Annotated in this window: 18 protein-coding genes; 10 read left to right on the top strand and 8 right to left on the bottom strand. The window is 64.1% G+C overall.

The window, feature by feature from the left end; all coding sequences use genetic code 11:
* Positions 1 to 390: 390 nt before the first annotated feature.
* Positions 391 to 873: a cupin domain-containing protein gene (locus tag JQ586_RS28630; RefSeq protein WP_212397970.1), complete on the top strand. Its 483-nt coding sequence runs from the start codon at positions 391 to 393 to the stop codon at positions 871 to 873.
* 64 nt (positions 874 to 937) lie between these two features.
* Here JQ586_RS28630 and JQ586_RS28625 read toward each other — a convergent pair whose 3' ends face one another.
* Together JQ586_RS28625 and JQ586_RS28620 are read right to left on the bottom strand one after the other, a co-directional pair.
* Positions 938 to 2,170, bottom strand: a complete 1,233-nt coding sequence (locus JQ586_RS28625; protein WP_212397969.1) for a lytic murein transglycosylase — start codon at positions 2,168 to 2,170, stop codon at positions 938 to 940.
* 133 nt (positions 2,171 to 2,303) lie between these two features.
* A complete protein-coding gene (locus tag JQ586_RS28620; RefSeq protein ID WP_212397974.1) occupies positions 2,304 to 2,882 on the bottom strand; it encodes a MarR family transcriptional regulator in 579 nt (192 codons plus the stop codon).
* 95 nt (positions 2,883 to 2,977) lie between these two features.
* On the opposite strand from JQ586_RS28620, the gene JQ586_RS28615 reads away from it, so the two are divergent.
* From JQ586_RS28615 to JQ586_RS28605, 3 genes are all read left to right on the top strand, one after another.
* Positions 2,978 to 3,457 carry a carboxymuconolactone decarboxylase family protein gene (locus tag JQ586_RS28615; RefSeq protein WP_212397968.1) on the top strand — a complete coding sequence of 160 codons (480 nt, stop codon included), beginning with the start codon at positions 2,978 to 2,980 and terminating at the stop codon, positions 3,455 to 3,457.
* 32 nt (positions 3,458 to 3,489) lie between these two features.
* A complete protein-coding gene (locus JQ586_RS28610; protein WP_212397967.1) occupies positions 3,490 to 3,999 on the top strand; it encodes a cupin domain-containing protein in 510 nt (169 codons plus the stop codon).
* 168 nt (positions 4,000 to 4,167) lie between these two features.
* The gene (locus tag JQ586_RS28605; protein WP_212397966.1) at positions 4,168 to 5,061 is read left to right on the top strand and encodes a dihydrodipicolinate synthase family protein; all 894 of its coding nucleotides are present in this window, start codon (positions 4,168 to 4,170) and stop codon (positions 5,059 to 5,061) included.
* Positions 5,062 to 5,170: 109 nt separating this feature from the next.
* Here the strand turns inward: JQ586_RS28605 and JQ586_RS28600 are convergent, their stop codons facing one another.
* Positions 5,171 to 6,754: a M23 family peptidase gene (locus JQ586_RS28600; protein ID WP_212397965.1), complete on the bottom strand. Its 1,584-nt coding sequence runs from the start codon at positions 6,752 to 6,754 to the stop codon at positions 5,171 to 5,173.
* 139 nt (positions 6,755 to 6,893) lie between these two features.
* The gene (gene efp / locus JQ586_RS28595; protein WP_212397964.1) at positions 6,894 to 7,460 is read right to left on the bottom strand and encodes an elongation factor P; all 567 of its coding nucleotides are present in this window, start codon (positions 7,458 to 7,460) and stop codon (positions 6,894 to 6,896) included.
* A 396-nt stretch (positions 7,461 to 7,856) separates the two neighbouring features.
* On the opposite strand from efp, the gene epmA reads away from it, so the two are divergent.
* The 3 genes from epmA (at position 7,857) to JQ586_RS28580 (ending at position 10,337) form a co-directional block, all read left to right on the top strand.
* Positions 7,857 to 8,909: an EF-P lysine aminoacylase EpmA gene (gene epmA, locus JQ586_RS28590; RefSeq protein ID WP_212397963.1), complete on the top strand. Its 1,053-nt coding sequence runs from the start codon at positions 7,857 to 7,859 to the stop codon at positions 8,907 to 8,909.
* Positions 8,906 to 9,997: a lysine-2,3-aminomutase-like protein gene (locus tag JQ586_RS28585; RefSeq protein ID WP_212397962.1), complete on the top strand. Its 1,092-nt coding sequence runs from the start codon at positions 8,906 to 8,908 to the stop codon at positions 9,995 to 9,997. The genes epmA and JQ586_RS28585 overlap by 4 nt, the downstream gene beginning before the upstream one ends.
* A 73-nt stretch (positions 9,998 to 10,070) precedes the next feature.
* The gene (locus JQ586_RS28580) at positions 10,071 to 10,337 is read left to right on the top strand and encodes a hypothetical protein (protein ID WP_212397961.1); all 267 of its coding nucleotides are present in this window, start codon (positions 10,071 to 10,073) and stop codon (positions 10,335 to 10,337) included.
* A gap of 78 nt (positions 10,338 to 10,415) precedes the next feature.
* Here JQ586_RS28580 and JQ586_RS28575 read toward each other — a convergent pair whose 3' ends face one another.
* A complete protein-coding gene (locus JQ586_RS28575; RefSeq protein WP_212397960.1) occupies positions 10,416 to 11,501 on the bottom strand; it encodes a 3-deoxy-7-phosphoheptulonate synthase in 1,086 nt (361 codons plus the stop codon).
* Between the two features lie 386 nt (positions 11,502 to 11,887).
* Positions 11,888 to 12,925: a PrsW family glutamic-type intramembrane protease gene (locus JQ586_RS28570; RefSeq protein WP_212397959.1), complete on the bottom strand. Its 1,038-nt coding sequence runs from the start codon at positions 12,923 to 12,925 to the stop codon at positions 11,888 to 11,890.
* 397 nt (positions 12,926 to 13,322) lie between these two features.
* Here JQ586_RS28570 and JQ586_RS28565 point away from each other — a divergent pair, with 397 nt between their 5' ends.
* Positions 13,323 to 14,228 (top strand): sulfite exporter TauE/SafE family protein, encoded by a 906-nt coding sequence (locus tag JQ586_RS28565; RefSeq protein ID WP_212397958.1) that lies wholly within the window; start codon positions 13,323 to 13,325, stop codon positions 14,226 to 14,228.
* A gap of 119 nt (positions 14,229 to 14,347) precedes the next feature.
* Here JQ586_RS28565 and JQ586_RS28560 read toward each other — a convergent pair whose 3' ends face one another.
* Positions 14,348 to 15,580 (bottom strand): Zn-dependent hydrolase, encoded by a 1,233-nt coding sequence (locus JQ586_RS28560; RefSeq protein ID WP_212397957.1) that lies wholly within the window; start codon positions 15,578 to 15,580, stop codon positions 14,348 to 14,350.
* Positions 15,581 to 15,707: 127 nt separating this feature from the next.
* Between JQ586_RS28560 and JQ586_RS28555 the strand changes: the two genes are divergently transcribed.
* On the top strand, positions 15,708 to 16,031 hold the full coding sequence (locus JQ586_RS28555) for a hypothetical protein (protein WP_212397956.1): 324 nt from the start codon (positions 15,708 to 15,710) through the stop codon (positions 16,029 to 16,031).
* A 250-nt stretch (positions 16,032 to 16,281) separates the two neighbouring features.
* Here the strand turns inward: JQ586_RS28555 and JQ586_RS28550 are convergent, their stop codons facing one another.
* Positions 16,282 to 17,640: a hypothetical protein gene (locus JQ586_RS28550; protein ID WP_212397955.1), complete on the bottom strand. Its 1,359-nt coding sequence runs from the start codon at positions 17,638 to 17,640 to the stop codon at positions 16,282 to 16,284.
* A 703-nt stretch (positions 17,641 to 18,343) separates the two neighbouring features.
* On the opposite strand from JQ586_RS28550, the gene JQ586_RS28545 reads away from it, so the two are divergent.
* On the top strand, positions 18,344 to 18,580 hold the full coding sequence (locus tag JQ586_RS28545) for a DUF6894 family protein (RefSeq protein ID WP_212397954.1): 237 nt from the start codon (positions 18,344 to 18,346) through the stop codon (positions 18,578 to 18,580).
* Positions 18,581 to 18,678: the final 98 nt, after the last annotated feature.

The raw sequence follows: 18,678 nt of genomic DNA, 5'->3' as shown, positions 1-18,678 counted from the left end.
AGGGCGTCAGGCCTGCACGATTTCGCCGTCCGCCTCATGCGCTCTCGTCAGTCACGCATGCGGCGTCCACCGCATCCCACCGCAACGTTCGTGACGATCGCGAGCGCCCCTCGATCGGGTGAGACGGCAAATTCTATACACTGATTTGCAGTTACGATAAACCGAAATATTTTTTGATGAAGGGCTGGACAGGTTTTGACTGATTTGCCCGTCGGGTCGTTTTGTCGCACCCACAACTGCCGCGGCAAGTCTTAAGGAGTACTGCTTTAGAATGTAGACATAATGTCACTTGCGGCAAACTGCGCTCTTCACGACTTTCGCCGAAAATATGAGTGTATAGCACGGCCGGCTTTTTGAAACCCTGAGAATTTGTTTTAGTTGGAGTAATCGATGCCTCTCGCGCTAATTGAAGCCGCACATTCCGGCATGGAACTTGGTCTGTCGCCGATTGAGCCGTCCTGGATCATTGAAGGAAGTCCGGAAGCTCGCTCGCGCCTGCTGTCGACGAGCGAATGCAACACTGCCAGGACGCTGATCTGGTCGTGTACCGCAGGCAAGTTCAACTGGTATTACGACCTCGACGAGACCATCATAATCCTCGAAGGCTCGATCGTGCTCGAGAGCGAGGGCATGCCGCCGAAGCGCTATGGCGTTGGTGACGTGATCTACTTTCGGAGGGGGGCGAGCGCCAAATGGCACGTTGAGGGCTATGTCAGGAAACTCGCCTTCCTTCGCCTGAACAATCCGTTCCCGTTGGGCATCGCCATCCGCGCTGTCAACAAGGCCAAGTCTTTGATCGCGCGGAACATCCCGGTGGCGACGCGGCCGCTGGCACCAGCGTTCCGGAATGAGATATCGCCTCCAATCTTGTGAACGGCCACTTGAGGGACGGCGCGGCGATTTCGATGGCCAGCGTCCGCGCACTCCGCAGTGCGGCCTACCCACCCTGCCTTAACCGTGCCAGCACCTTCAGCCCGCCGTAGCCATCGGCGGGCAACAGCCCCGTCCTGGTCTGATAGTCCTTGATCGCCTGCATGGTGTCGTTGCCGACCCGGCCATCGGTGCCGCCGGTGTCGAAACCGGCCTTGGTCAGGCGCGTCTGCATTTCCTGGACTTCGGCGAGCGTCAGCGCGCGCTCGGACCCCGGGAAAGGCTGGATGAAGGGCGGGCCGCCGAGGCAGCGGTCGCCGAGATGGCAGATCGCCAGTGCGTAGTTCATCGAGGGATTGTAGCTCTTCACCGAATAGAAGTTCGGCCCGAGCAGGAATGCCGGCCCGCCTGCTTCCGGGATCCAGAGCTGGGCCGACGCATTCGGCTGCGGAAACGGCCGGCCATCGGCCCTGACGACGCCGGCGCTGGCCCAGGCCGCATAGGAGCGGCTGCCGCTGGTGCCGCCGGGGGCGCGGACTTCATAGCCCCAGTGCTCGCCGCGATGCCATTTGCCGCGGTTGACGAGGTATTTCGCGGTCGAACCCAGCGCGTCGTCGGGCCGGCCGAACGGCGAGACCTTGCCGTCGCCGTCGTAGTCGAAGCCGACATTGAGCCAGACCTCCGGCATCCATTGCGAATGGCCCATCGCGCCGGCCCATGAGCCGTTCATCTCCTCGGGTGTGCTCCAGCCGCGCTGTACGATCTTCATCGCGTTGATCAGCTCGGCCTCCCAATAGGCCTTGCGGCGCGGCTCGTTCCAGGCGAGCGCGGCAAGCGAGGGAAACACCGGCGTCATGTGATTCTGCTGCACCAGCGGGTCGCCATAGGCGGACTCGACGCCCCACAACGCGAGCAGCGTGCCGCGCTCGACGCCGAAGTCGCGCTCGATCCGGGCGAACAGCGCCTCGTTCTTCTTCAGCGCCTCGCGGCCGTGGATGATGCGCCAGTCGGAGACGCGCCGGTTGATGTATTGCCAGATCAGCTCGTGGAACTCGGGCTGATTGCGCATCTGCTTGAACACGCTCATGTCGGGCTCGACCCGCGCCATGCAGCGGTTCCAGGTCGCCTCCGAGATGCCCTTCGCGATCGCACGCGCGCGAAAATTGTCGCGCCACTGGTCGAAGCCGGCCGGCGCGGCGGCCAGCGCGCGAAGCGGACCGGCGACGAGCGCGCTTGCCGCAAGTCCTGCCTTCAGCACACCGCGGCGGGTATGGGATTTCGGAGAATCAAGCTGTCTCATGCGGCCAGTCTAGCGGTGTCGACCGGGTGGACCAAAAGTCGTGACGCCGCGGGAGTCGTTTGTCTGGACATGATCTTCCCGGAGAACCGGTTACCACTTTGCGCTGACGCGCCCTTCGGGTCCGGATCATGCCTTAGCTATCCTGCAGATCTGTGGCGATTTTTGACAGCCAGCGCCTGATGATGCGCTCGTCCCTGGCGTTGAGGCTGGCGGCGAGCCGCCGCTCCAGCGCGACGGCATGGCGGCGGCATTTGTCGAGCAGGGCAGTTCCGCGGCGGGTCAGCGTCCACTGCAACACCCGGCCATGGACCGGGTGCGGCGCTTTGCGGATGGCGCCGTCGCGCTCGAGATTGCTGATGATCACGCTCACCGTCTGCGGCGTCAGGATGGCGACCCGCGCGAGGTCGGCGCCTGATAGCCCGGGATAGGCCCTGAGCATGGTGAGAACGACGAATTGCGGCGAAGTCACACCGAGCCGTGCAAGGGCGCGTTCCATCGAGAGCCGCGCCGCCGCCTGGGCCTGGCGGAGCAGATAGGCGAGGTAACCTTGCTCGCCGCGTTTGCCCTGGCCCGGCGGCGGAGGGGTTTGCAGGGCGGGCAGGGGATCTGCGGCCCTGGGCCGTCGGCTCCGTGCCCTCTCTCCGGCGGCCTTGCGCTCGGCAAGGCGCTTTCTTGCGGCAGCCGGTTTCCGGCGTTTCCGCATTGCGGTCATGTCGGCGGATTTCGTCTTCGCGGATATCGGTGCCTTGCTCATCATATCAGTACTCTGATAATATATCAGCACACTGATAACATGAGGCGAAGCTTATGTCACATGCTCGCAAGGAATACACCGATTTCGAGAAGCTGACGCCGGACGCGTTCGCAGCGGTGCGATCGCTCGGCCAGTTCGCCGCGAAGGCCGGTCTCGACAAGCAGATGCTCGAGCTGGTCAAGCTGCGCGCCTCTCAGATCAACGGCTGTGCCTTCTGCGTGCAGTTTCACATCCTGCAGGGCGAGAACCTCGGCATCCCCGTCGACAAGCTGAACCTCGTCGTGGTGTGGCGCGAGGCGCCGCAATTCTCGGCGCGCGAGCGCGCGGCGCTGGCATGGACCGAGGCGCTGACGATGATTGCCGATGGCGTGAGCGACGAAGTCTATGCGCAGGCGTCGGCGGAATTCTCCGAGCAGGAATTGACCTACCTGACGTCCGCGATCGCGTCGATCAATGCCTGGAACCGGTTCGGCGCGGCCTATCGCTGGACGCCGCCGGCGCGCAAGCAGGCAACAAACGCCGCTGCGTCGTGAGAGGATGAGCAACATCTGAAGGGAGAACGAAGATGACGTCGATGGCTGCGGCACTGTCTCTTCCATCCGTCCGGCCGCCACGGCCGGTCTCGCTGGCAATCGTTGCCGGGCTCGCCTGTGCCTTTGCGATCGGCAAGGCACTGCCGATCACCATGGACGCGATCTCCTCGGCGATCGTACCGCTCTGCGCCGCGGCGAATGCGGATGGAGCAGGGCTCAACAAGGTGGAGGTGATCACCTCGCACGCATTGCCGAACGTGCCGGGCAAGCGCGTCACGGTCGTTCGCGTGTTCTACGGTCCTGGTGGATTTACCCCTCCACACCGCCATTCCGGCTCGGTGACCGCCTACATCACCAAGGGTGAAATCCGCTCCCAGCTCGGCGGCGGGCCGCTCGAGACCTTCACGGTCGGCCAGTCCTTCTTCGAGCCACCGGGCTCGACCCATGTCGTCTCGGCCAATGCCAGCAACACCGAGCCGGCGGAGTTGATCGCCGTGTTCGTGGCCGACGAGGGCGCGCAGCTGACGACGATGCTTGAATAGTCGTCGGACGTCGTCCGATTTCTGCAGGTGGCGAGAGCCGTGGAGCACTGGACCAGTTTGCTGCGAAGTCGGCGGCATACTGGACCTTGCAAGGGGTGGGGGAGGCGGGATTGATGGCCCGGTTCGCCGTCCGTTGTCGGGCGATTGTCACCGAAGAGGAACAAGCCGATGGTCAATCTCAAGGGGCTTTCTGCCTTCCCGATCACGCCCTCGAATCGAGACGGGCAGGTCGACGCGGGAGCTCTCCGTGCTTTGCTGGAGCCCTTGATTGCGGCGAAGGTGGATTCGGTCGGTCTGCTCGGAAGTACCGGTTCATATCCGTATTTCAGTCGCGACGAGCGGCGGCGTGCCGTGCAGGCCGCCGTAACCCTCGCAGGCGGCAGTGTACCGATCCTGGTCGGCATCGGCGCCCTGCGCACCGACGAGGCGGTGAGGCTGGCTCAGGATGCGCGTGACGCCGGCGCGGCGGCGGGGCTGCTGGCGCCGGTGTCCTATACGCCTCTGACGGATGATGAGGTCTTCGAGCATTTCCAGACCGTGGCGCGCGAGAGCGGGTTGCCGATCTGCATCTACGACAATCCGGGTACGACGCATTTTCGCTTCACGCCTGCATTGATCGGCCGCTTGAGCCGGGTGGCGGGGATCATCGCGGTCAAAAGCCCCGCGCCTGACGTCTCGGGCGTTTCAGGCCATGTCGAGGCTTTGCGGGCCGTCGTCCCGAGCGGCTTCTCGCTTGGTTACAGCGCCGACTGGAATTGCACCGAGGCGCTGCTTGCGGGCGGCGAGACCTGGTACAGCGTGGTCGCAGGACTCTTTCCGAGAATCAGCCTCGAGATCGTGCGCGCGGTAGCGAGCGGAGATGGCGCCAGGGCGCGGCAGCTCGATGAGCGTCTGCAACCGGTCTGGCATCTGTTCAAGACCTTCTCGAGCCTGCGGGTGGTTTACGCGATCGCCAATATCAGGGGAGTCTGTGCGGCCGAACCGCCGCGTCCGATCTTGCCGCTTCCCGCGAGCGCCCAGGCCCAGGTGAGGAAGGTGTTGGCCGAACTGGAGGTCGACTAGAGCACGATGAGATGAGGCTCAGTCGCTTTAGCTCCTTGCTTGAGCATGATCTCCGCGCAAACGCGTTTGTCGCGAGGGAAAACCGCTACACACTTTTCCGGATCATGCTCTAGTTGCCGCCGCCTTCCTGGATGTCGACGTGATGCGCGACGTCGTCGGGCAGGGTGCGGGCCACGGCGGCCGCAGCGGCCGGTTCCGGTCCGATCTCGCGGCCGCGGCCGCCGATCAGCCGCTCATAGGCCGACACCAGGGTGGTGTAGGGATTGACCCACAGCCAGCCGTCGCGCGTGAACAGCTGGACGTCGAAATGCAGATGCCGCGAGGTGCCGTTGGGGTGATCGAGATAGTTCGAAACCACGCCGATCTTCTCGCCCTCCGTGACCACGCGTCCGTTGAGCAGGCCGTCGGTATCCATCGCCGACGGGTTCATGTGCATGTAGCGGAAGCGGATATGCTCGGTGCGGGTGTTGACCTGGAGCGTTGCGGCCTGCTGCAGCGGTGAGCGAAGCACGACGCTGTCGCGCACCGCGACGACTGCCTGCTGCTTCGGATCACAACCATCCGTGCTGTCCGCCGGGCATCCGCCGGGGCGGATGTCCTGGCCCTGATGGCCGTAGCCGCTGGCGCACTGCCCGACCTCGAAGCTGCGCGCCTCGCAGAAATTGTCCTGCCAGGGATAGCCGTCGGCAGGCCCGTCCGATTTGCGCTTGGCGAAGGATTGCGAGTGGGCGTAGGCCGGCGCCTTCTCGAGCGGAAAGCGGATTTGCGAATAGACGGTGAAGTCGGCGTGACCGCCCTGCTTGCGGCCGCCGCTGCCCAGGACGATGTCGCCGCTCGGGCGGTAAGTGAAGTCGCGTGACGGCGTTACCGGGCGATCGGCGACGTCGGAGGCAATATCGCCGCGCGGCTGCGACGGCTGTCCGCCGGCGACGCGCAGCGCCTTGAGGAAGTGTTCGGCCACCGGATAGGCTTCGCGGCATGCCAGCCGCTTCGGGCGCGGGGCGCTGTCGAGGCACTGGATCGAGACGACGTAGGGAATGCCGAAACGGGTGAAGGCATAACGGACATAGCCTTCACGGATGAAGCGCCGCATGTCGGGGAACTGGGCGGCGAGCGCCTTGACCGGTTCGCCCTTGCCGCCGAGCCGGTCGGCGAGGTCGTAGACCAGGATCGACCCCGAGATCTGGACCTCGACCGGCTTCATGAAGGTCCGTGGCGGCATGCCGTCACCGGCGCCCGGCTCCAGCGAGAACATGGCATCATAGCCGGATGCGCCGGCATCGAAGAAATCTGCGGGGCGGAAGTCGGCCTGGTAGCGCGCGACGGACTGGGTGTCGGGCGCACCGCCGAGCCGCGCATCCAGCCAGGCTGCGGCATCGAACGGCAGCAGCACGGGAATCGGGCTGCGCGCAATACCCGGGAAGATCGGTGATGTCGCGGCGTTGAGCTGCACCAACGCGGGCGTGGCGCGCGAATCGGAGCCCGGGACGCGGCGCTGGCTCGCGAAGGTGAAATTGGCGGCGATGGCGGGCCGGGCGCCGATGTCCTGACGCAGCTGGTCGAGCACGGCGCGCCAGTCGACCCGCATGGCCGAGATCGACGGCGTCCTGAACTCGTCGGCGAAAGCGCCGGACAGGGGCGAGAGCAAGGCTGCCAGCCAGCAACTGACGAAGCTGACAACCTTCCTGTTCAATGCACCCCCCGGGCCATGCTGATCGTCATAGAGACTAGAGCATGATCCTGAAAAGTGTGTATCGGGTTTCCGGGAGGGCCATGCGTAGACAACAAGTCGAAGCGCGGATCGCTCCGCGCCCCGGTGCGCTCAATCCGGCTCAGTCCTTGGCGCGTTCGACGTAGGAGCCGTCCTCGGTCATGACGACGATGCGCGTGCCCGTGGAGACGTGCGGCGGCACGCCGGTGCGTACGCCGTTGGAGAGCATTGCGGGCTTGTAGGACGACGAGGCTGTCTGGCCCTTGGTCACCGGCTCGGTGTCCACCACTTCCAGCGTCACGCGCTGCGGCAGCTGGATCGCGACCGGATTGCCCTCGTGCATCGAGAGCTTCACGGTCATGTTCTCCTGAAGGTAGGGCGCCGCGGAGCCCACGGTCTCCTTGGAAACCTGGACCTGGTCGTAGTTCTCGGCATTCATGAAGTGGAAGCCGTCGCCGTCTTCGTAGAGGTAGTTGTAATTGTGATCCTCGACGGTGGCCTTCTCGACCTGGTCGGTGGTCTTGTAGCGCTCCGAGACCTTCACGCCGTCGCCGATGCGGCGCATTTCGATCTGGCTGACGGGGGTGCCCTTGCCGGGATGAATGTTCTCGGCGGACAGGACCACGTAGAGCCTGCCGTCCTGCTCGATGATGTTGCCCTTGCGGATGGAACTGGCGATGACTTTCAAAGGTGTTTTCCTGAATTGGCGACCGGGGACGCAAACCAGTTGGGCAGTCCAGCGGTCATGGCGGTGATTTCGGGCTGCAACATACTGATTTGTCCCTGAGATGCCAGCCTTTTGCGGCCGATTTCGGCAGCTTGCCAACGGCTTCGATCGGGAGCGCCTCGTGGCGGTTAAGGCCTGGAAACGGCGGTGACCACCGTTCCGACGTGACCGGCGGTTGCAGCCCGATGGACAAGGCCGGTGTCTTTCGACATGAAGGGATATTGCTTCGCCATCTTGGTGCGAGATTCAGGGCATGCTGGTTAGCAATCTACTCAATATCAAAGGCTTACGGTTGTATCTTAAACGAGTGGTGGGGAGCCTTGATGTCGATTCGACGCGATCGGTAAGGGGCCGGTCATGACCGGGCGGAACGAACCCTCGCCGTGGTGGGCACCGGCGCGTTTTGCCGACCGCCGGCCGTTCCTGATGGCGCGCGGCGCGATCATGACCGCACTTCGTGCCTGGTTTGCCGAGCAGGGATTTTCCGAGGTCGAGACCGGAATCCTCCAGATATCGCCGGGCAACGAGACGCATCTGCATGCCCCCCGCACCGATCTGGCGGGGGCCGACGGATCGCGCACAACGCGCTATCTGCGTACCTCGCCGGAGTTTGCCTGCAAGAAGCTGCTCGCTGCAGGCGAGTCGAAAATTTATGAATTTGCCCGCGTGTTCCGCGACCGTGAGCGCGGCGATCTGCATCTGCCCGAATTCACCATGCTGGAATGGTATCGTGCCAATGCCGGCTATGACGCCATCATGGCCGACACCATCGTCGTCATCGCACATGCCGCGCAGGCAACAGGAATTGGGCAGTTTGCGTTCCGCGGCAGGATTGCCGACCCCTTTGCCGAACCGGAACTGCTGACTGTCGCCGGCGCCTTCCAGAGGTTTGCCGGCGTTGATCTGTTGGCGACGATCACGGGCGGCGAGGGCGACCGCGCCGCGCTTGCCGCCGCTGCCGGCGACCGCGTCCGGGTGGCTGGGGACGACACCTGGTCCGACATCTTCAGCAAGCTGCTGGTCGAGCACGTCGAGCCCCATCTCGGGCAGGGCCGCCTGACCGTGCTGTTCGAGTATCCGTCGCCGGAAGCGGCGCTGGCGCGCACCAAGCCCGGCGATCCGCGCGTGGCCGAGCGCTTCGAGGTCTATGCCTGCGGCGTCGAGCTTGCCAACGGCTTTGGCGAGTTGACCGACGCCGTCGAGCAGCGCCATCGGTTCACCGCCGACATGGACGAGAAGGCACGGCGCTATGGCGAGCGCTATCCGCTGGACGAGGATTTTCTCGCCGCCGTCGGCAGAATGCCGGAGGCGAGCGGCGTCGCGCTCGGCTTCGACCGGCTTGTGATGCTGGCGAGCGGCGCGCCGCGAATTGACCAGGTGGTCTGGACACCGCCTGCAGGAGAGACATGAACAGGATCGATCCCAAACTGGCGGCCACGCTGCGCCAGCCACATGAACTGGTCGGTGCGGGTCTGGTGTCGCCTGCGGCGCTTCCCGAACTGGAGCGGGTCGCCGCGCGCTATGCGGTCGCACTGACGCCGGAGATCGCGGCGCTGATCGACACGGCGGACCCCGACGATCCCGTCGCGCGGCAGTTCGTCCCGAGTGCCGAAGAGCTCGTGGAGCAGCCCGGCGAGAATCCCGACCCGATCGGCGACGATGCGCATTCGCCGGTGGCCGGCATCGTGCACCGCTATCCCGACCGGGTGCTGTTCAAGCTCGTCCATGTCTGCGCGGTGTATTGCCGGTTCTGCTTTCGGCGCGAAATGGTCGGACCGGGCAAGGCCACCGCCTTGTCGGACGAGGCGTATCGCAAGGCGCTGGACTACATCCACGCCCATCCGGAGGTCTGGGAGGTCATCCTGACCGGCGGCGACCCCTTGATGCTGTCGCCGCGACGGCTGTCCCGGATCATGAGCGATCTGTCCCGGATCGATCACGTGAAGATCATCCGTCTTCACACTCGCGTACCCATAGCCGATCCCGGGCGCGTCGATCCCGACATGGTCGCGGCGTTGCGCTCCGACGGGGCGACGACCTGGATTGCGATCCATGCCAACCATCCGCGTGAGCTGGCGCCCAATGAACGTGCGGCCTGTGCACGCCTCGCGGACGCCGGCATTCCGCTGGTCAGCCAGTCGGTGCTGCTGCGCGGCGTGAACGATGATGCCGTGACGCTCGAGGCCCTGATGCGGGCGTTCGTCGAGTGCCGGATCAAGCCCTATTATCTGCACCACGGCGATCTCGCACCGGGGACCGCGCATCTGCGGACCACGATCGAGGCCGGGCAGGCATTGATGCGCGGCCTGCGCGGCCGTATCTCCGGCCTGTGCCAGCCGGAATATGTGCTCGACATCCCGGGCGGCCATGGCAAGGTACCGATCGGCCCGACCTACTTGTCGCAGCCGGCATCCCATGAACGTGAACGTTCCGCGGAACCACGCTATCGTGTCGTCGATTATTGTGGTGATGTGCACGCATATCCGCCGGTGCCGTGAGCCGGGCGGTGCTGGGACAGGGACGGCCGATGTCCCGGAACGGGCAGAGTGGGCTGAGAGGCGGAGGCGCAAAATGCGGAAAACAGTTTTGTCGATGGCTTTGATGGTTGCGGTCGGGGCGCCCCAGGTCCTGATGCAGCAGGCGTATGCGCAGCAGCAGGGCGGATCGTCGACCATGCAACAAGGTGGCGGAGGGGTGGTGCCTGCACCCGTCGGCCACCGCCAGCCGCGGCCAGGTGACGTTCCGAGCGAGAAGGGTCTGAACGATCCGAACTCCGCGGCGAACAAGGAAGACGCGGCGCTCGACAAGAAGATCAAGAGCATCTGCCGCGGTTGCTGATATCAGCAGCAGGGCGAGCGGAGCGCGAACATCCCGCGCCCCGCCGCTTGCGCTCAATCCATCCGGTTGCCTGCTGCCTCAGGCCGAGAGCTCCTTCAAGCTTCCTTGCCGCGCGCTTCGCCTGATGTCCACTGCGTCGGCGAGCTGCTGCAGCACGTCAACCGTGGCTTCCCAGCCGATGCAGCCGTCGGTGATGCTCTGGCCATAGGTCAGCGGCGCGCCCGGCACGACGTCCTGGCGACCCGCGACCAGGTTGCTCTCGATCATCACGCCGACGATCCGCTGCTCGCCCGTCGCGATCTGCCGGGCGATGTCGGCGGCCACCAAAGGCTGGTTCTCCGGCTTCTTGCTGGAGTTGGCATGGCTGGTGTCGATCATCAGCCGGGGGGCGACGCCAGCGCGGCCGAGTTCACCGGCAGCGGCATCGACGCTTGCGGCATCAAAGTTCGGCGTGCGGCCGCCACGCAGGATGACATGGCAATCCTCGTTGCCGCTCGTCGCGGCAATCGCCGACCGGCCTCCCTTCGTCACCGCCATGAAGTGATGCGGATGTGAGGCCGACTTCACCGCGTCAGCCGCGATCCGCATGTTTCCGTCGGTGCCGTTCTTGAAGCCGACCGGGCAGGACAATCCCGACGCCAGCTCGCGATGAATCTGGCTCTCGGTGGTGCGCGCCCCGATCGCCGCCCAGGAGACCAGATCGGCGATGTATTGCGGCGTCGTCATGTCGAGGAATTCGGTGCCGGCGGGCAGGCCGAGATTGTTGACGGCCGACAGCACGCTGCGGGCGAGGCGCAACCCCTTGTTGATGTCGAAGCTGCCGTCGAGGCCGGGATCGTTGATCAGGCCCTTCCAGCCGACGGTGGTGCGCGGCTTCTCGAAATAGACCCGCATCACGATCTCGAGGCGGTCGGCAAGCTGCTCGCGCAGGGCTGCGAGGCGCTCGGCATAGTCGACGGCCGCCGCGGGATCGTGGATCGAGCAGGGGCCGACGACGACCAGGAGGCGGTCATCGGCTCCGTTCAGGATGGCGTGGATGGCGTTGCGTGCGCCCATCACGACCCGGGTCGCGGTGAGGGTGCGCGGGACTTCCCGCATCACCTCTTCGGGTGTGCTCAGCTCCTTCAGTTCCTTGATGCGAAGATCGTCTGTCGTACTCAACACGGCTGGCTCCTTTGGATTTCAGGACCTGCCGGCACAAAAAAGCCGCCAGGTCTGGCGGCTTTTTTGGATGTCTGCTGCAATTCTTCAGATTGAGCGCGATCCTCCTGCCGCCAGCAAGCTGTCGTAGCTAAAATACCAAAAAGCGCTGGTGGCGACGGTGATCATGGGGCGGGTCTATAGCGCAGGGATTCTGCCGTGTCAAAACCCGGCCGTCTCGAGCCAGGTCCGGGACCGTAGCGTTTCAAGCAAAGGGGATACCGGTTCGCGCGAAGAATCCGCGTCAAAACAAGCGCATGGAGCGCTGTTCCGATGCCATAGGAACGGAAACAGCTCCAGCCAGGAGGCGCCGCGTGCGGCGAGCGCCATCCCGATCAGGGTCGCCCCGCCTAGCTCGGACCCGGCGCTGACGAAAAGCCCTGCGGCGCCGTTCGCATCCGGTTGCGGCCGAGGAAGTAGACTGCGGTGGTCGCGGTCAGCAGCGCAAGGCCGATCAGGATCGAGGTGAAACCGATCGGGACCAGGATGAACGAGGCATTGCGTTCCGGATTGACGTACCAGTGATGCAGCGAGGTGAGCAGGAAGGACACGCCGGCGAAGCCTGCGCCGCCGCCGATCAGGAGCAGCGCCCACATCCGCCGTAGCTGGCTCAGCCGTTCCCGCGCGAGTTCTGTGCGCGGCGCGTGGTGCTTGCCGACGCGACGGACCAGCCGGATTGCAAAGCCGATCGACGAGAAGCCGATCAGCACGCTCGCCAACCCCAGCAGCAACCGCGTGGTCGGACCGAGGTCAGGATTGCGCTGAAGCGAGAGCAGTGGAAAGTCGAAGGCCGCGTGAAGCGCGATCGGCGCGAACAGCACCATTGCCCAGCTTGTCATGCGCGCCCAGTCGCGGTTGCCGCGGTGTGCGCCGAGCGCTCCGCCCGAGCGCGCGATCGCAAGATAGGCACCGGCGATGACGCCGAGCGAGCCGTGAAAGGGGACGGTCAGGACGCTGCGCAGGGCCGCCAGCGCATGCCAGATGTCCTTGTGCTGGACGAGGTAGGCGAGGTTCTCGTAGGCGGCAAAGCCGAGGCCTGCGGCCGCGCCATAGACGACCGTATCCATCGGGTCGGCGAAGGCCTTGCGACGTGCCGAGATCGAGACGATGACCAGCACCTTGACGATCTCCTCCGGCGCGGCAACGCCGAACACCGAGCGGACGGCTTGCGTCATCCAGGGGTTGCCGGGAATAGCGAGCAGGGCGTTGAACGGTACCCGCGCCAGCCCGAGCAGGGAGATGCTGGCCGCGCCCAGCACGAAGGCGAGCCACACCTGCGCAGGCGGTCCGGGGCGCTCATCGGCGGCGATCACGAGCCACAACACCAGCAAGGCCGGTGCGATGGCAGCCGCGCCCATCACGGTCGGAAGTGATTCAAGCAACAACATGAAACGGACTTGACCTCGCTTCGGCGAAAATGGCCGCAAATCCAGCGCTTTGCAAGGCGTTCAGCCACCGTCGCCCGGGATCCGGCTGTTCACTTTTCGGTCGTGGCAGCGAAGCGCGAAGTTTGAATTCGGTGATCGCCCGCAACACCGGTTCGGGAACAGAGCGAACCCGCCAAACGTGGCGACTGGTTTCGGGACGCAAGCCGCTCGTGCGGTCGGGCCTTCGCAACGCGCATTCCTTCTCTGCGGGGCGAGGGAGGTAATTTGCGGTGAAGGCGCGCGGATCCTTCGCAAGGCCGCTACCCGCCGCCATAAGCGCAAGTTTCGGCACCGCGTCCCGTTCGTTGCGCTATAGTGGCGTGGGCAAGCGACTGTAGCCGATCTGTAAGATGCAAAGATGCCTTCGATTGACGCCGCTGTAATCGTTCTTGCCGTGATCGCCCTGCTTGCGGCCTTTGTAAACGGTGCGCTTGGCTACGGGTTTTCGTCGCTCACCGTGCCGGTTGCGCTCGTCTTCTACACCAACCGCGTCCTCAATCCTGCAATCGTCATCGTCGAAGTCTTCGTCAACCTCTACGTCCTGTGCATCAACCTGAGCGGCGTCCCGGCCGTTTGGCGGCGTGTGCTGCCGATCCTCCTCGGCATGCTGCCCGGCATCGCAATTGGAGCCTTCGCGCTGACGTCGCTTCAACCCGGCTGGACCAAATTCGCCACCTACTCGATCATTCTGCCACTCATCCTGCTGCAGGCAGCCGGCTGGCGAAAGCCGATCCAGTCGAAATGGCTCGTTGGTTTGCCGTTCGGAACGACACTCGGGATCCTGTACTCGGTCACGACCATCTCGGGACCGCCGCTGGCGATGCTGTTCAACAACCAGGGCCTCGTCAAAGATGAGTTTCGGGCCGGTCTCGCACTCGTTCGAGTGACGGAGTCCAGCTTGACCGCGATTGCGTACTACAACCTCGGTCTGTTCATCACGGAAAGCCAGAGCATCCTGTTCGTACTTGGTCCCTGCGTTCTGATCGGCATACCACTCGGTACCTTTTTCATTCGGCGGCTGGATGCCGATACGTTTCGCCGGATATGCATGAGCTTCGACGCTTGGGTCGTGGGTTTCGGTCTCTCGCGCGTATTGATCGAGCTGAAGCTGATGGAAAGCCCATGGGGCTACAGCGTGATGGCCGGCACGATCCTGATCGACGCCTATCTGTTGTACGTCTTCTTCACGGTGCGGAGAGCGACCCTGAAGAGTTCGCAAGTGCTGGCTTCGCTGACGCCCGGTGACCCCGGCGGTCCGAGATGATGGCGACGATCCCGTGAATATCGCGTTTGCGTGGGGCTCTGTTCCGCTGAAGTCGAAACAAAGCTCTACTCTGTTGTTTTGACGCGTTTACGCGAGCCGATACGTCACTCGAAAAAGCTCTAGCCTGCCAGCAGGCGTCGGCAGGTGTCGACGAAGACGGCGGCCCCCGTCAGGATGTCTGCGTCATCGGTGTTTTCGCTCCAGTGATGGCTGATGCCACCGATCGACGGCACGAACAGCATCGCCGCGGGCATGATGGTGGCGAGGACCTGGGCGTCGTGACCGGCGCCGCTTGGCATCCGGATCGACTTTCCGCCCGCGAGGACCGCGCCGGCGGCCTCGATCGCGTCCTGGAACGCAGCGTTCATGATCGCCGGCACACCGGTTCTGATCCGCTCGACATCGACACTGCATCGGGCCTGGGCGGTGACGTCCGCGGCCATGTTTCGCAGATGCGCCTCGAGCCGCTCGATCACGTCAGGGTCGTCGTCGCGGATCTGGAACAGCATCTCCGCACGGCCCGGAATGATGCTCGGTGCACCGGGATCGAGCGTGATGCGGCCCGTGGTCCACACCGTGCGCGGACCGCACAGGGCAGGGAAGCTGTCGTCGATCGCAACGCAGAACCGTGCCAGTGCGAGGCCGGCGTCCCTGCGGACCGCCATCCTCGTGGTGCCGGCATGGTTCTGCACACCGGTGAATGTGATGCGGTACTGCCAGATGCCGACGATCGAGGTGACGACGCCGATCTTGAGCCCGCTGCTCTCGAGCGTTTCGCCTTGTTCGATATGCGCCTCGAGATAGCCGATGTGTCGTCGGGGCTCGGCTTGCAGGCGTGCCCGACCGGCCAGGCCGGCATCGCGCAAGGCCTGCCGTAGCGGGCGATCGCTGCTGCGGTCGCTTGCAGCGTCGATCTCGGCTTCGGTGACGGCACCGGCAAAGGATCGGCTACCGAGGAAATGTCCGAAATGTCCCTCCTCGTCGCACCAGGCGGCCACTTCCACCGCGCCCGTCACATCAGGATCGGAGTTGATCACCCGGGCCGCCTCGAGCGCGTAGATGACGCCAAGCGGACCATCGAGCCAGCCGGCATGGTTCTGGCTTTCGAGATGCGAGCCGGCGAGCAGCTTCGGTCCCGCCTTCGCACTTTTGCCGACAACGTTGCCGATGCCGTCGATCGTCGCAGTCAGACCAGCGTCCGGGAGCCGCCGTGCCAGCCAGTCGAGGGAACGGATATGCGGTTCCGAAAAGGTCGGCTTGTGCACGCCGGTCTTGTAGGCGCCGATGGCCCGGAGCGCGTTGAGGTTGGCAAGGACCCGCTTGCCATCGAAACCACGGTTGCTGTCGCGCATGGTCAGGTTCCTTGCTTCGGCGCCTCAATACCGTCGTCGTCGGATGCGATGGGGCGGTAAACAGGGCAAACGATTTCTTAGCGGTTCTGCTCTTAGGTCACATTACGAATAGCGTGAGAGTTTGATCATGTCTCCAATCCGGAACTGGGTGAGCAAGGCCGCTGTCCTGCTTCTGCCGATCGCACTCGGCGCCTGCGCGCAATATGCGCAATACGGCATGACGACGACGTCAGAGCCGGGGCCGCTGGCCTGGGACGGTGCAGGGCCCAATCCCAACCTGCCGCCGCAGCGGCACGCGCACAACACCGCGCAGGCGGTGGCGCAATCGGCCGATGAACAGGCCGACGCAGACGACCGACTGGCACGAAAGCTCGTGATTTGCAGCACCTGCATCAAGCCGGCTGCAGCGAGCCCCGATCGCACCGACGTGGCGCAGGCCGCCAATCGCTAGCAGTTCGGCCTTAGTCAAGCCATGATGTCGTTTAATGCAGGCGGCATGCAGATTCGAAGCCTTGTCGCTCCCCTGGCGATCCTTGCGCTAGCGGTCGCAATCCTGATCCACGTCGGTGGCTCGCGGGCTCACGCCCATGTTCCGCCGCATTGCGGATTCTGGACCTCGATCGAAGCCGGACTGTCCTGCCGGTAACCCGCCGAGCGCACAGTTTTGCCGGTGCCCGGCCGCCGGTGGCGCGCCCGCTCCATCAGGCATCTTCGCGGGCCAGCCAACCGCGCGGCGTGATCCACCAAAGCAGCATCAGGAGCGCGAGTCCGTTCGACAGCAGTGTGGTCGAGAGCGGCACGTCGAGCAGCGTATGCGGAACGATCGCGCCGGACATCAGGACAAAGCGTGCCGGCAGACCAGCCGCGACCTTGTTGCCGAACCCGATGATCAGTCCGCAGGCCAGCGCGCTCAACGGCATCCAGAGCGGTCCGACCGATGCGATACCCTCGGTCGCAAACAGCGACGCATTCATATTGCCGATATGATACTCGCCGGCCATCAGCATGCCGAGCTCGTCGGTGTAGGGACAGTTCATCAGCGGCTTGAGGAAGGAAATCTGGCAGAAGTAGGTGTGCGGGTGATGCTGGAAGAAATCGAAGTAGTGTTCGAGTGAAATCGCCGGGACCGCCAGCAGCCGGAAATTCGTGACACCGAACACGAGCTGCCTGATGGTGCCGATGTCTTGCGCTCCGCTGCCGCCGGCCGCTGCAAGCCCGATCGCCAGTGGTACCATCAGCGAAAGGATGACAACGATCCGCGCCTCGAGGCGCAAGGACATCGCGGCCAAAAAGATCACGAACGGCGCGGTCAAGATCGCGGTCTTGGTGAACGTCACCGGATAGTAGGCGAGCGCCACGACGCAAAGTGCCGCCACCATCCACTTCCTGTCGCGCATGATGGCACATGCCAGCGCAAAGGGAATCAAGGCGCCATTGATATTGCCGATCGCGTATTCAACGAGGCGCGGGCGCGCGACGGCGGCCCTGTACCTCTCCATGTCGTCGAGACCGACGATGTGGAAGTCACCAAGCGCGCACCACGTCAACACCAGCAGCGACAGCGCGAGGATGACATCGGGAGCCCGGTTCAGCGCCCCGGCCGCCAGTTGCGGCCGAGGGATGTCGCCCCGGATCGACAGTGCGGGCAGCAGAAACGACACGATCGAGACCGCTGACGCAACGAGCGCCTGACGGTGGTCATAGTGAAGCACGCTGAAGGCATTGAGCCAGAAGTAACCCACCATCATCACAAAAAGATAGAACCCGACCAGATAGCCGAAGCTGAAGCGGGCAAAAACGAATGCTGCCCCGATGGCCGCGGCCAGGCAGGCGGGCACAACGGATAGCGCGAGCCATCTGTCGCTGAAGCCGACGTGAAACAGCGGCTGGATCTGCGAGACCATGTAGAAGCAGAAGAACAGCAGACCGAAGAACGCGGACAGCAGGATCGCACGTGCGATTGCCCCGGTCCGGCGGCGCTTCGCTTCGCCGGGCAGCACAGGCGAAGTTTCGAGTTTGAGAGGCCAGTCCTTCGGCTCGCCAGGCCACGGCACGGTCATCGTTGCCCGTTTCGCCGATGGCAGGACGCGCCGGCATGACCCTTCCATGGACCGGCGCAATCGACCCGGAAAGGTTGCGCACGCAACGATCGATGATCCGATTGCGCGCAGGACCACGGTCCCCTCGCCGGGGCGATGAGATCGGCCGAATGCAATGGGGGGTCGCGCATGAGGGGCATCCTGGCCCTTGTTATAGGATTTCCCGCTCCGGACGGCACATTAAAATGGGGACAGGCGGCGGCGGGTTGTTCTCCCGAAAGAGCTCTCGGGGCCGTGGAGCCCCATTATGCATTTGATTGGAGCCGTCTTATCCACGCTGGGACGTGACGCCAGCGAAAGCCGCGAGCGTTCAAATCAACGCGCGATTGCGAGCGTCAGTCTCGGACGGTCGCGGGCGTGGCGCGGCGCCCGGCCTCGAAACGGCCCCAGCCTGGAGGCCGGTATGGCTGGGGCCACGCCTTCCGATCCGCCTAAAAACAGCGGCCTGCTGGGCCATAAAATTAGGAAATGAAAAAAGCGCCCAGTGCCGAAGTGTAGGGTGAGTTTTGGGTTCCCGAAATGGCTTACTTAGTCAGTGTTCGAATTCGTTCGAAAGTGTGTCCGAATTGGGACAGCATTAACGGAGTACCGGACCCGTCCGGGCTTGCATGCCCGGTCAGGAACGAACTCCTGCGTCCCCCTGTTGCCCGCAGAGGAGGCGCGAATGCCGCGATATTTCTTCGACATCAGGGACATCACAGGTTTGTACCCTGATGAAGAAGGCATGGAATTTGTGGATCAAAGGGGAGCGGAAATAGAAGCCAGTCGCACTCTGGCAGATATTGCCAAAAACGTTGCATCGTCGGATGACCGAACCGACCTTGTGATCGAGGTCAGAACGGACGGCGGTCCGATCTTCAAGGCCGCTCTCATCTTTGAGACGAAATCCCCAAAGCAATAGGAACCTTGTGGCGTTAGCGCGACGATACCGCGCACGCCCATCGAGCGCATGTCGCCGAAGACGATCTTCTGCGGGCCCGTGATGCCCGATGATCGCGC

It is taken from the genome of Bradyrhizobium jicamae (assembly GCF_018130215.1).
GTDB classification, from domain to species: Bacteria; Pseudomonadota; Alphaproteobacteria; order Rhizobiales; family Xanthobacteraceae; genus Bradyrhizobium; species Bradyrhizobium jicamae_A.
Note: the sequence above shows the minus strand (reverse complement) of the source record. Positions and strands in the feature narration are given on the sequence as shown.

Coding starts and splice junctions, on each gene's coding strand:
- JQ586_RS28630 (WP_212397970.1), top strand. CDS start 391: ATGCCTCTCGCGCTAATTGAAGCCGCACATTCCGGCATGGAACTTGGT.
- JQ586_RS28625 (WP_212397969.1), bottom strand. CDS start 2,170: ATGAGACAGCTTGATTCTCCGAAATCCCATACCCGCCGCGGTGTGCTG.
- JQ586_RS28620 (WP_212397974.1), bottom strand. CDS start 2,882: ATGACCGCAATGCGGAAACGCCGGAAACCGGCTGCCGCAAGAAAGCGC.
- JQ586_RS28615 (WP_212397968.1), top strand. CDS start 2,978: ATGTCACATGCTCGCAAGGAATACACCGATTTCGAGAAGCTGACGCCG.
- JQ586_RS28610 (WP_212397967.1), top strand. CDS start 3,490: ATGACGTCGATGGCTGCGGCACTGTCTCTTCCATCCGTCCGGCCGCCA.
- JQ586_RS28605 (WP_212397966.1), top strand. CDS start 4,168: ATGGTCAATCTCAAGGGGCTTTCTGCCTTCCCGATCACGCCCTCGAAT.
- epmA (WP_212397963.1), top strand. CDS start 7,857: ATGACCGGGCGGAACGAACCCTCGCCGTGGTGGGCACCGGCGCGTTTT.
- JQ586_RS28585 (WP_212397962.1), top strand. CDS start 8,906: ATGAACAGGATCGATCCCAAACTGGCGGCCACGCTGCGCCAGCCACAT.
- JQ586_RS28580 (WP_212397961.1), top strand. CDS start 10,071: ATGCGGAAAACAGTTTTGTCGATGGCTTTGATGGTTGCGGTCGGGGCG.
- JQ586_RS28570 (WP_212397959.1), bottom strand. CDS start 12,925: ATGTTGTTGCTTGAATCACTTCCGACCGTGATGGGCGCGGCTGCCATC.
- JQ586_RS28565 (WP_212397958.1), top strand. CDS start 13,323: ATGCCTTCGATTGACGCCGCTGTAATCGTTCTTGCCGTGATCGCCCTG.
- JQ586_RS28560 (WP_212397957.1), bottom strand. CDS start 15,580: ATGCGCGACAGCAACCGTGGTTTCGATGGCAAGCGGGTCCTTGCCAAC.
- JQ586_RS28555 (WP_212397956.1), top strand. CDS start 15,708: ATGTCTCCAATCCGGAACTGGGTGAGCAAGGCCGCTGTCCTGCTTCTG.
- JQ586_RS28550 (WP_212397955.1), bottom strand. CDS start 17,640: ATGACCGTGCCGTGGCCTGGCGAGCCGAAGGACTGGCCTCTCAAACTC.
- JQ586_RS28545 (WP_212397954.1), top strand. CDS start 18,344: ATGCCGCGATATTTCTTCGACATCAGGGACATCACAGGTTTGTACCCT.